We start from the raw sequence: 12,378 nt of genomic DNA, 5'->3' as shown, positions 1-12,378 counted from the left end.
CGTTCTGGTGGTATTGTTTAGCGCTTTTTGAAAAATTGAATCGACTTTTGAGGGGATTTTCGCAATGCGTATTATTCTGCTTGGCGCTCCGGGCGCGGGTAAAGGAACTCAGGCTCAGTTCATCATGGAGAAATACGGTATTCCGCAAATCTCCACCGGTGACATGCTGCGCGCCGCTGTTAAATCTGGCTCCGAGCTGGGCAAACAAGCTAAAGACATCATGGACGCAGGCAAGCTGGTGACCGACGAACTGGTTATCGCGCTGGTTAAAGAGCGCATTGCTCAGGAAGACTGCCGTAACGGTTTCCTGCTGGACGGCTTCCCGCGCACCATTCCTCAGGCTGACGCCATGAAAGAAGCGGGCATCAACGTGGATTACGTGCTGGAGTTCGACGTACCGGACGAGCTGATCGTTGACCGTATCGTTGGCCGTCGCGTGCACGCTGCCTCTGGCCGCGTTTACCACATCAAATTCAATCCACCTAAGGTTGAAGGCAAAGACGACGTGACCGGCGAAGAGCTGACCACCCGTAAAGACGATCAGGAAGAAACCGTGCGTAAACGCCTGGTGGAATACCATCAGATGACCGCACCGCTGATCGGCTACTACACCAAAGAAGCGCAGGCGGGTAACACCAAATACGCGAAAGTGGACGGCACAAAAGCCGTGGCTGATGTACGTGCAGAGCTGGAAAAAATCCTCGGCTAAGCACACCTCTCTCACCCGGAGCCCCGGGTGAGAAAAATTCTCATCTTACCTATTACAGCAATGGGTTTCGTTTAAACGCATTTCCGCTACAATTGACAGCCTATCAAATGGTTAAGAGGCGTGAATGAGTCAGGCGAAAACCGGCATCCTGCTTGCCAATCTGGGCACCCCAGAAGCACCTACTCCAGCGGCGGTCAAACGCTACCTGCGACAATTTTTAAGCGACACGCGCGTCGTGGATACCCCAAGACTGCTGTGGTGGCCACTGCTGCGTGGCGTCATTCTGCCGATTCGTTCCCCGCGTGTGGCAAAGCTCTATCAGTCCGTGTGGATGGAAGAGGGCTCGCCGCTGATGGTCTACAGCCGTCGTCAGGAGAAGGCGCTGGCCGCCCGCCTGCCGGACATGCCCGTTGCGCTCGGCATGAGCTACGGTAAGCCGTCCCTGGAAAGCGCCGTCGACTCTCTGCTGGCGCAGGGCGTTGAACACATTGTGGTGCTGGCCCTTTATCCGCAGTATTCGTGCTCCACGGTGGCTGCCGTCTGGGACGAACTGGCGCGCATTCTGGCGACCCGCCGCCGTATACCGGGTATCACTTTTATCCGCGACTACGCCGATAACGAGCTGTACATTCAGGCGCTTGCCAGCAGCGCGCGCGCGTCGTTTGAAAAACACGGCGAGCCGGATCTGCTGCTGCTCTCCTATCACGGTATTCCGCAGCGTTTCGCGAACGAAGGGGATGATTACCCCCAGCGTTGCCGCGATACCACCCGCGAGCTGGTCTCCGCCCTCGGCCTGCCGCCTGAGAAGGTGATGATGACCTTCCAGTCGCGCTTCGGTCGTGAACCGTGGCTCACCCCGTATACTGATGAAACGCTTAAAATGCTGGGCGAGAAGGGCGTGAAGCACATTCAGGTGATGTCGCCGGGCTTCTCGGCGGACTGTCTGGAAACGCTGGAAGAGATTGCTGTCCAGAACAAAGAGTTCTTTATGGAGGCGGGCGGAACGAAATACGAATACATTCCTGCGCTTAACGACTCCCCTGAACACATCGACATGATGGTCTCACTGGTCACCACCCGCCGCTGATCGCGTTACGGGCCGGGTTTGTGCTACCATTCCCGGCCCGTATTCTTTGCACAGTTCAGACCATGAAATTTCCCGGTAAACGTAAGTCCAAACACTATTTCCCCGTCGATGCCCGCGATCCGCTGTTACAGCAAATTCAGCAGGAAAGCGAAACCAGCGCTGCCTGGGTGGTCGGTATCGATCAGACGCTGGTGGACATTGAAGCCAAAGTGGATGATGCGTTTGTCGCACGTTACGGTCTGAGCGCCGGGCACTCGCTGGTGATTGAGGATGACGTTGCTGAAGCGCTGTATCAGGAGCTGGTGCGCGAAAATCTTATCACCCACCAGTTTGCCGGCGGCACCATCGGCAACACCATGCACAACTACTCCGTACTGGCAGACGACCGCTCGGTGCTGCTTGGCGTGATGTGTAGCAATATCGAAATCGGAGGCTACGCCTACCGCTACCTGTGCAATACTTCCAGCCGCACCGATCTGAACTATTTGCAGGGCGTTGACGGGCCGATTGGCCGCTGCTTTACGCTGATAAGCGATTCCGGCGAGCGTACCTTTGCCATCAGCCCCGGCCATATGAATAAGCTGCGTGCTGAAAGTATCCCGGAAGAGGTGATCGCGGGCGCGTCTGCGCTGGTATTGACCTCCTATCTGGTGCGCTGCAAGCCGGGCGAACCAATGCCGGACGCAACCATGAAGGCAATTGAGTACGCGAAGAAATACAACGTGCCTGTGGTTCTGACGCTGGGCACCAAATTCGTCATTGCCGACAACCCGGAGTGGTGGCAGGCCTTCCTGAAAGAACACGTCTCGATTCTGGCGATGAATGAAGAAGAGGCCGAAGCGCTGACCGGCGAAAGCGATCCGCTGCTGGCGTCTGATAAGGCGCTGGACTGGGTAGATCTGGTGCTCTGCACCGCCGGGCCGGTCGGGCTGTATATGGCGGGCTTCACGGAAGAAGAGAGCAAGCGGAAAACCCAGCACCCGCTGCTGCCGGGCGCAATCGCCGAATTTAACCAGTACGAGTTCAGCCGCGCCATGCGTCATAAAGACTGCATCAACCCGCTGCGTATCTTCTCCCACATCGCACCGTATATGGGTGGCCCCGAGAAGATCATGAACACCAACGGCGCGGGCGACGGCGCGCTGGCCGCGCTGCTGCACGACATCACCGCCAACGCCTACCACAAAACCAATGTGCCGAATTCCAGCAAGCACACCTTCAACTGGCTGACCTACTCCTCGCTGGCGCAGGTGTGCAAGTACGCGAACCGCGTGAGTTATCAGGTGCTGAACCAGCATTCACCGCGCTTAACGCGGGGGCTGCCGGAACGGGAAGACAGCCTCGAAGAGGCGTATTGGGACAGGTAAAAGCAAAACGGCAACCCGTGGTTGCCGTTTTTAGTGTTTGTTCCCTCTCCCTGTGGGAGAGGGCCAGGGTGAGGGCATCAGGCCGCACATAACTTAACCCGTCACCGCCTCTTCAACCGGCGGTTTCGTCAGCATTGTCAGCATCGTATTCGCAATCTCACGCTCGCCCATCACCACCTGATTCGCGCCGCGCTCGGTGATGTACTCCACTTCGTCATCATAATGGGCGCGGGCAATGATTTCGATATGCGGGCATTTTTCACGGGCTGTGGCGACAATCTCGCCAGCTTCGTAACCGTTCGGGATAGTGAGCAGCAGCCAGCGAGCGCAGTCCAGATGCGCCAGATTCATAATCTCTTCGTTAGCAGCGTTGCCCAGCACCGCACGGATGCCGCGCTCGCGAAGCTCGTCGACGCGGGTGCGGGAGGTTTCAATCACCACCAGGGGGATCCCCTGGGCCATCAGCTTCTCACCGAGCAGGCTGCCGACGCGGCCAAAACCGACCAGCAGCGCATGGTTGCAGATATCCACGGGGATCTGTTTCTCCTCCTCAATCGCTTCTTCCAGGGTTTGCTCTTCGAGGGTTTCGGTCTTCTCGAGATATTTCTCCAGCAGGGCAAACAATACCGGGTTTAGCATGATGGAGAGGATCGCCCCCGCCAGCACCAGATTTTGCCCCGCCTGTGGCAGCAGGTTCAGGGCCATCCCCAGACCGGCCAGAATAAAGGCGAACTCGCCAATCTGTGCCAGGCTGGCGGCGATGGTCAGCGCCGTGCGCGGCGAGTGACCGAACATCCGTACCAGGAAGAAGGCGGCAACGGACTTACCAAAGATAATGATCGCCAGCGTGCCCAGCACCGCCAGCGGCTGCTGGATCAGAACCAGCGGATCAAACAGCATCCCGACGGAGACAAAGAACAGCACGGCGAAGGCGTCTCGCAGCGGCAGGGTGTCGTGCGCCGCGCGGTGGCTCAGCTCGGATTCGTTCAGCACCATCCCCGCGAAGAACGCGCCCAGCGCAAAGGAGACGTCAAACAGCTCAACCGCGCCAAAGGCGATCCCCAGCGCCAGCGCCAGCACGGAGAGAGTAAACAGCTCGCGTGAACCCGTCGCTGCGCTGCGGGACATGATCCACGGCACCAGACGGCGACCCACCAGCATCATGATGGCGATAAACGCCACGACTTTACCAATGGTGATACTCATATCCAGCGCCAGCGAGGCAAAACCGACGTTGTCTTTTTCCATCATACCGGCAACGGCAGGCAGCAGAACCAGCGTCAACACCATCACCAGATCTTCAACAATCAGCCAGCCAATCGCGATTTGCCCGCGCTGGCTGTCTATTAGCTGTCTCTCTTCAAGCGCGCGCAGCAGCACCACGGTACTGGCGGTTGAAAGACACAGCCCAAACACGATGCCGGTCATCAGCGACCAGCCCAGCACCGCCGAAAGCGCCATCCCCAGCAGCGTCGCCACCCCTATCTGGGCGATCGCTCCCGGTATGGCGATAGACTTTACCGCCATCAGGTCCTTCAGCGAGAAATGCAGGCCTACGCCAAACATCAGCAGAATCACGCCCAATTCCGCCAGTTCAGGTGCCAGTTTAGTATCCGCCACAAAACCCGGCGTAAAGGGCCCCGCCAGCACGCCCGCTAACAAATAGCCTACCAGGGGCGAAATACGCAGTTTATTGGCAATCATGCCGAGGATAAAAGCGAGCACAAGTCCACCAACAATGGTGGTGATAAGCGGTGTGGCGTGGTGCATTCCGTCTCCTTTCGCGATGGGTGATCCATTTTTGGTGCAAATACCAAAAAGCCGATTAATAGTTTATGACAATTTTTACGCTTATGTTTATGAATAATTGTTGAAATCAGAATAAAAACGCAATAAGCGTGAAAAAGTGCATGTTTTGGTAAATTTGCAGGTGGGAGGGAGAGGAAAGCCTTATGGCCTCAGGTTATCCGGCTGCCAAAGTTTAACTTTGGCAGCCGTGAAGTCACGCTTTATGACGGTTGTCAGGCAGGAATATGGTCAACATCCCAAGAAGTGGCAGGAAAGCGCAGATTTTATAAACCAGGAAGATACTGGTGTGGTCTGCAACCATCCCTAACACCGCGGCTCCCAGGCCACCCATGCCAAAGGCAAAACCAAAAAAGAGGCCTGAAACCATACCGATACGTCCCGGCAGCAGCTCCTGCGCGTAGACCAGGATGGCTGAAAATGCCGATGCGAGGATAAAACCAATAATCACCGTCAATATTCCAGTCCATTCCAGCGTTGCGTACGGTAAAACAAGCGTAAACGGCGCAACGCCGAGGATAGAGCCCCAAATCACATATTTACGTCCAATTTTATCCCCCACAGGGCCGCCAATCACCGTGCCTGCCGCCACCGCAAACAGGAAGGCAAAGAGGTGGAACTGGGCATTTTGTACCGATAATCCGAATTTTTGCATCAGATAGAAGGTGTAATAGCTGCTAATGCTCGCCATATAGAAATATTTTGAGAAAATCAGCACCAGCAGCACGCTGACGGCAAGGATCACCTTATTGCGCGGAAGGGGATTGGTTATCTTCGCGGCAGGTTTTCCCTTATTTACGCGATGCTGCGCGGCATACCAGCGGCTGATTTGCGCCAGGACGACAATCGCCAGCAGCGCGGCCAGCACAAACCACGCCACGTTGCCTTTGCCGTAAGGCGCGATAATTACCGCCGCCAGCAGAGGACCGAGGGAGCTACCAAAGTTCCCCCCCACCTGGAACAGGGACTGCGCCAGCCCATGGCGTCCGCCGGAGGCCATACGCGCCACGCGGGACGATTCCGGATGGAACACCGATGAACCGGTTCCCACCAGCGCCGCGGCAACCAGTACCGCCTCAAAGCTGCCCGCCATGGCCAGCAGCACCAGCCCGCTCAGGGTGAAGCACATCCCAATGGGCAGCGACCATGGCATCGGGTATTTGTCCGTCCAGTAGCCCACCACCGGCTGGAGTAGCGAAGAGGCCAGCTGGAAGGTCAGGGTGATCATCCCGATCTGCACGAAGGTTAATGAGAACTCAGACTGCAACAGCGGGTAGATCGCCAGAATCAGCGACTGGATCATGTCGTTGAGCAGATGAGAGAGACTGATTGCGCCTAATACTTTAAAGGAAGTGCGCGATTTCGGCGGCGACGCCGGAGCGCCCTGGACGGGCTGGGTTGATTCACTGATTGCCATAAATACCACGTCGATTTGTTATTAGAGATGCAGGGAGTAATTATTATCCGACTAACATACCCGTCCGTGACATTTGAAGAAAGTCGCAATTCTGAAAACTTATTTGTCTATTCTTGTGAGTCACTGTAATTTTTGCGTTTGTCTATGGGTCAGGGAGAGAGAAGATGAAGTTAATGAAGCGTGGCGTCGCGCTGGCGCTCATCGCCGCATGGGGGCTGACAAGCCTGCCCGCGCAGGCGTATGAAAAAGATAAAACCTATAAAATTACCATTCTGCATACTAACGATCATCACGGCCATTTCTGGCGCAGCGAATACGGTGAATATGGCCTGGCGGCGCAAAAAACGCTGGTGGACGGCATTCGTAAAGAGGTCGCGGCCCAGGGCGGCAGCGTGCTGCTGCTGTCGGGCGGGGATATTAATACCGGCGTACCGGAATCTGATTTGCAGGATGCCGAGCCTGATTTTCGCGGCATGAATTTAATTGGTTACGACGCGATGGCGGTCGGAAACCACGAGTTTGATAATCCGCTGAGCGTGTTGCGCCAGCAGGAGAAGTGGTCCAAATTCCCGTTCCTTTCCGCCAATATTTATCAGAAAAGCACCGGCGAGCGCCTGTTTAAACCGTGGGCGCTGTTTAAGCGTCAGGATCTGAAGATCGCGGTCATCGGCTTAACCACCGACGATACGGCCAAAATTGGCAACCCTGAATTTTTCACCGACATCGAATTCCGTAAACCGGCGGACGAAGCGAAGCTGGTGATCCAGGAGTTGCAGCAGAATGAAAAACCGGATGTGATTATCGCTACCACCCACATGGGGCATTACGATAACGGTCAGCACGGCTCTAACGCGCCGGGCGACGTGGAGATGGCGCGCAGCCTTCCTGCGGGCTCGCTGGCGATGATTGTGGGCGGTCACTCACAGGATCCGGTCTGCATGGCTTCTGAGAATAAAAAGCAGGTAGATTATGTGCCCGGTACGCCGTGTGCGCCGGATCGTCAGAACGGGATCTGGATTGTACAGGCCCACGAGTGGGGGAAATACGTTGGTCGCGCGGATTTCGAATTCCGTAACGGCGAGATGAAGCTGGTGCACTATCAGCTCATCCCGGTCAACCTGAAGAAGAAAGTGACCTATCCGGACGGCAAAAGCGAGCGGGTACTCTACACGCCAGAGATCGCTGAAAACCAGCAGATGCTCTCTCTGCTGACGCCGTTCCAGAGCAAAGGGAAAGCGCAGCTGGACGTGAAGATTGGCACGCTTAACGGACGACTGGAAGGAGACCGCAGCAAAGTTCGCTTCGTACAGACCAACATGGGGCGTCTGGTGCTGGCCGCGCAGATGGCGCGCACGAATGCGGATTTCGGCGTGATGAGCGGCGGCGGTATTCGTGATTCCATTGAAGGCGGAGACATCACCTATAAAGACGTGCTCAAAGTACAGCCGTTTGGCAACGTGGTGGTCTATGCGGACATGAGCGGGAAGGAGGTGATTGACTACCTGACCGCCGTGGCGCAGATGAAGCCGGATTCCGGGGCGTATCCGCAGTTTGCTAACGTCAGCTTTGTCGCGAAGGACGGCAAGCTTAACGATCTCAAGATCAAAGGCGAACCGGTTGATCCGGCGAAAACCTACCGCCTGGCAACGTTAAGCTTTAACGCCACCGGCGGCGACGGCTATCCGCATATCGATAACAAACCGGGCTATGTAAATACCGGGTTTATTGATGCGGAAGTGTTGAAGCAGTTTATCCAGCAAAATTCACCGATTGACGTGAACATGTATGAGCCGAAAGGCGAAGTGAGCTGGCAGTAGTGCGTTTTTTTGCCGGGTGGCGGCTTCGCCTTACCCGGCCTACATTCGAATCGTAGGCCCGGTAAGCGCAGCGCCACCGGGCAATTTTCTCAATCCCGGCGCGCAATATCCGCAAATTTCGCGTCCAGCATTTTCGCCAGATCGCCTGCGGCCAGTTCGATATCCAGCCCGCGTTTGCCGCCAGAAATATAGATCGTCTCAAATTCCTGCGAAGGCGCATCGATCAGCGTCGGCAGACGCTTTTTCTGGCCGAGCGGGCTGATCCCGCCGACCAGATAACCCGTTGTGCGTTGCGCAACCATCGGGTCAGCCATATCGACCTTTTTCGCTCCCAGCGCTTTGGCCACTTTCTTCAGATCAAGCTGTCCGGCGACGGGCGTCACTGCCACGGCGAGGTGCTTCATATCGCCGTTCACCGCGACCAGCAGCGTTTTGTAGACCTGGTCCGCGTTCAGCCCCAGCTTGCGCACCACTTCATCACCAAAGTTGGTTTCGTTCGGATCGTGATCGTAGGTGTGGATCCGGAAGGAAATTTTGTTTTTTTCGAGTAATTTAACGGCGGGAGTCATGGCTATCCTTCTTGCGACAGACGATTCATACCAGCAGCATACGCCTGACGTTTGTCTAAAAAATAGCACCATCTTGCGCAATAGTATTGGCAGTGATGGTTACTTTGAGCGACAATCGGCGTAGCCGAAGGTCACTTCGGTATAATAAAAACGATGAAATTCCTCTTTGACGGGCCAATAGAGATATTGGCCATTTTTTTATTTCAGCAGCGACGGCAAATTCCCTTCTCCGTACAAATGCAACGCGCCAACCGCGACAACATAACGACCGGCAGGCAGGGCATATAGCGTCTCCCGCCACGCCTGGTTGCGCGCGTTCATCAGCACATCATACAACGATTCACTGAACGTCGACGGTAGCGCCAGCTTACCGTCTGCGGGCGGCGCATCCAGCCACCAGCCAATCATCGTTTGCAGCAGACGCGCGTTGGTGTGCCAGTGGGTCAGGGTATCATCCAGTAGCATCAGGCCGTCATCGGGAAGCTGGCGAAGGAGCGCAATCTGGCTGTCCGTGCCTTCCAGTTCAATAACGGACAGGTTGCGCGCCCTTGCCGCATTCAGCAGTTGATAATCGATACCGTAATCGCCGCGCAGCCCCAGGCGCTGCGCCTGGGTGGCCTGTAGCACCATGGCAATTTGCCACAGGGGCAGAGTGTCGAGCATTGAGAGCGAGACGCCGGTCTCATCCGCAAGACGGGTAAGCTCAGCCAGCTGCGTCTCGTTAAGACGTTCCGCCAGGGGGCGATCGCTTTCCAGCCCGGCAAACGGCGATTCATGGCCGGAGATGTCGGCTTCGACGATCAGCGCGTCGGCGCGCTTCAGCAGTTTAATCAGGCCGGAGGGTAGGGGGGACATATCCTGCGTGCCCATATGAATGCTTCCCACCAGGTGCAGATGCTGCCCGCCCGGAAGCGAAATATCCATACCGGGCCAGGCATAACGGCGGGGAAAAAGGGCGCGAAACGATGTTTTTAGACGATTAAACAGACCCATACGCGCTCCATGATCGGAAAGGTTCATGCTAGCGCGTACGGGTACAAGGTTCAATCCTTCGGTTTAAACCGCAGCAGACGGTTAGCGTTGCTCACCACGGTAATTGACGAGAGCGCCATCGCCGCACCCGCAACAACCGGGTTCAGCAGGGTACCGGTCAGCGGCCACAAAATCCCGGCGGCAATCGGAATGCCGAGCGAGTTATAGACGAAGGCCCCCAGCAGGTTCTGCTTCATGTTGCGCAACGTGGCTTTCGAAATCGCCAGCGCATCCGCCACCCCCATCAGGCTGTGGCGCATCAGGGTGATCGCCGCGGTTTCAATGGCGACATCGCTCCCGCCGCCCATCGCAATGCCTACGTCAGCCTGCGCCAGCGCCGGGGCGTCGTTGATGCCGTCGCCCACCATCGCCACCTGGCGACCCTGACTTTGCAGGTTCTTGATGGCGTCCGCTTTGCCGTCCGGCAGCACGCCCGCGATCACCTCATCAATACCGGCTTCTTTCGCAATGGCGTTGGCGGTGGTCGGATTGTCCCCGGTTAACATCACCAGACGATAGCCCGCGCGGTGCAGGCGCTGTAAGGCATCCACGCTGTCCTGGCGCAACGGATCGCGCACGGCCAGCAGCGCCGCCACCTGACCATCCCTCGCCAGCAGAACCGGCGTCGCGCCCTGAGAGGCCTGCGCGTTTAGCTCTGCGTCCAGCGCGGACGTATCAACGCCGTGTTCAGTCAGCAGTGCCTGGTTGCCCAGCAGCAGCGTATGGCCTTCGGCTTCACCGCTGACCCCTAAACCGCGCAGGGTGCGGAAGTTGCTGACCTGCGGCAGACGGCCATCACCGGCTTTCTCCAGGATGGCGCGCGCCAGCGGGTGGCTGGAACCTTGTTCCAGCGCGGCGGCAAGGCGCAGGGCGTCCGTCTCCGTACAGCCAACGGTACTGACGGCCACCACCTGCGGTTTGCCCTCGGTGAGCGTGCCGGTTTTATCAAAGACAAGGGTGTCCAGCGTGCTTGCCCGTTGCAGGGCGTCAGCATCACGGACCAGTACGCCAAATTCGGCGGCGCGTCCGACGCCAGAGATAATCGACATCGGCGTGGCCAGGCCAAGGGCACAAGGGCAGGCGATGATCAGCACCGTGGTGGCGATCACCAGGGTGTAGACAATCTGCGGCGCCGGGCCGAAGAAATACCAGATCGCCGCGCTCAGCAGGGCAATACCGACGACCACCGGCACAAAAATGGCGGAGATTTTATCGGCAAGCTGACCAATCTCCGGCTTACTGCTCTGCGCCTGGCGGACCATGCGAATGATGCGTGACAGCGTGGTATGGCTGCCGACCGCGCTGGCGCGGAACAGCACGCTGCCGTCCTGTACCACCGTACCCGCATGCACCGCATCGCCCTGAGATTTCTGCTGGGGTATCGGCTCGCCGGTCAGCATCGCTTCATCCAGCCAGGCATCGCCCTGGGTGATTTCACCGTCGACGGGCACGCGGTCGCCGGTGGTCAGGCGCAGCGTCATTCCCGGCTGTACCTCTGAGAGCGGAACGCTTTTTTCCCCGTCGTCCGTGACCACGCGGGCCGTCGGCGGGGTTAAATCGAGTAATCTTTCCAGCGCTTTCGACGAGCGCTGACGCGCGCGGGCTTCGAGCATATGGCCTAAGTTAATCAGACCGATAATCATCGCGCTCGCTTCATAATAGAGATGGCGCGCCTCCATCGGGAACCACTGCGGCCAGACGTTCACGCTCATCGAATACAGCCACGCCGCGCCGGTACCGAGCGCGACCAGCGTGTCCATCGTCGCGGTGCGGTTTTTCAGGCTCTTCCAGGCGCTGGTATAGAAATGTCCGCCAGCAAACACCATCACCGCAAGAGTAATCAGACCAATCACCAGCCACAGGGTGCGGTTGTCAGCGGTGACCATCATGTTGTCACCCATCATGCCCCACACCATCACCGGAATACCGACCAGCAGGGCGACAATCGCCTGCCAGCGGAAGCGCTTCATGGTGGCGACAGCCGTTTCCTGCTGGCGCTCGCGGCGCTCGGCATCATCTTCGATGGCCTCTGCCCCGTAGCCCGCTTTCTCCACGGCCTGCACTAACTCTGCGGCGGAGGCGCTGCCCATCACCAGCGCAGTACGCTCCGCCAGGTTTACCCGTGCCTGTGCGACGCCCGGTACCGCCTGTAAGGCGTTTTGTACCCGGGAGACGCAGCTGGCGCAGCTCATGCCGTTGATCAGCAGCTGTTGGCTGTTATCAATATCATCAGCTACCGGAAGCTCAGGAGTGGCCGCTGTCAGTGCTTCCGACGGGGATGATGACTCTGCCAGCGGTTTAGCCTTTGGGTGGCTTAACTCCGCCCCGTAACCGGCCTGTTTAATGGTATCAATCAGCGCGTCGGCGCTGGCGCTGCCGGTCACGGCGGCATGATCGATACTCACCTCAGCGCTTTCCACGTCAGGACGCTGCTCCAGGCTTTCTTTAACGCGTTTGACACAGTGGCCGCAGGAGAGGCCGTCCAGTGTCAGGTCAATAGTGTGAGACATAACAAAACTCCCGTATAATGTTCTGGTCAATTGTTGACCTTCACTCTGCTTTTCGCTAACTGTT

The 12,378-nt window shown here is 57.4% G+C and carries 9 protein-coding genes; 4 read left to right on the top strand and 5 right to left on the bottom strand.

All coding sequences use genetic code 11. The features are described 5' to 3' along the window. Positions 1-64 precede the first annotated feature (64 nt). From adk to ACJTMZ_RS08055, 3 genes are all read left to right on the top strand, one after another. Complete coding sequence (gene adk, locus ACJTMZ_RS08065) at positions 65-709, top strand: adenylate kinase (protein ID WP_006809841.1); 645 nt, start codon at positions 65-67, stop codon at positions 707-709. 124 nt (positions 710-833) lie between these two features. Then, positions 834-1,796, top strand: coding sequence for a ferrochelatase (hemH, locus tag ACJTMZ_RS08060; RefSeq protein ID WP_017383216.1), 963 nt, complete (start codon positions 834-836; stop codon positions 1,794-1,796). A gap of 62 nt (positions 1,797-1,858) precedes the next feature. After that, entirely contained in the window at positions 1,859-3,163 is a 1,305-nt protein-coding gene (locus ACJTMZ_RS08055) for an inosine/guanosine kinase (RefSeq protein ID WP_032104066.1), read from the top strand. Between the two features lie 93 nt (positions 3,164-3,256). Here ACJTMZ_RS08055 and ybaL read toward each other — a convergent pair whose 3' ends face one another. Together ybaL and ACJTMZ_RS08045 are read right to left on the bottom strand one after the other, a co-directional pair. Continuing rightward, a complete protein-coding gene (gene ybaL / locus ACJTMZ_RS08050; RefSeq protein WP_252010916.1) occupies positions 3,257-4,933 on the bottom strand; it encodes a YbaL family putative K(+) efflux transporter in 1,677 nt (558 codons plus the stop codon). Positions 4,934-5,165: 232 nt separating this feature from the next. Continuing rightward, a complete protein-coding gene (locus ACJTMZ_RS08045; RefSeq protein ID WP_015571242.1) occupies positions 5,166-6,386 on the bottom strand; it encodes an MFS transporter in 1,221 nt (406 codons plus the stop codon). Between the two features lie 164 nt (positions 6,387-6,550). Between ACJTMZ_RS08045 and ushA the strand changes: the two genes are divergently transcribed. Then, a complete protein-coding gene (ushA, locus tag ACJTMZ_RS08040) occupies positions 6,551-8,203 on the top strand; it encodes a bifunctional UDP-sugar hydrolase/5'-nucleotidase UshA (protein ID WP_045907183.1) in 1,653 nt (550 codons plus the stop codon). A gap of 89 nt (positions 8,204-8,292) precedes the next feature. Here the strand turns inward: ushA and ybaK are convergent, their stop codons facing one another. From ybaK to copA, 3 genes are all read right to left on the bottom strand, one after another. After that, positions 8,293-8,772, bottom strand: coding sequence for a Cys-tRNA(Pro)/Cys-tRNA(Cys) deacylase YbaK (gene ybaK / locus ACJTMZ_RS08035; RefSeq protein ID WP_010428207.1), 480 nt, complete (start codon positions 8,770-8,772; stop codon positions 8,293-8,295). A 198-nt stretch (positions 8,773-8,970) separates the two neighbouring features. Continuing rightward, the gene (locus ACJTMZ_RS08030; RefSeq protein WP_039271455.1) at positions 8,971-9,765 is read right to left on the bottom strand and encodes a TraB/GumN family protein; all 795 of its coding nucleotides are present in this window, start codon (positions 9,763-9,765) and stop codon (positions 8,971-8,973) included. 50 nt (positions 9,766-9,815) lie between these two features. Further along, complete coding sequence (copA, locus tag ACJTMZ_RS08025) at positions 9,816-12,314, bottom strand: copper-exporting P-type ATPase CopA (RefSeq protein WP_252010915.1); 2,499 nt, start codon at positions 12,312-12,314, stop codon at positions 9,816-9,818. Between the last annotated feature and the right edge of the window lie 64 nt (positions 12,315-12,378).

Source organism: Enterobacter sp. DN (genome assembly GCF_046054285.1).
Lineage (GTDB): Bacteria > Pseudomonadota > Gammaproteobacteria > Enterobacterales > Enterobacteriaceae > Enterobacter > Enterobacter hormaechei_C.
The sequence above is the reverse complement of the archived record's forward strand: the minus strand, read 5'-3'. Positions and strand labels throughout refer to the sequence as shown.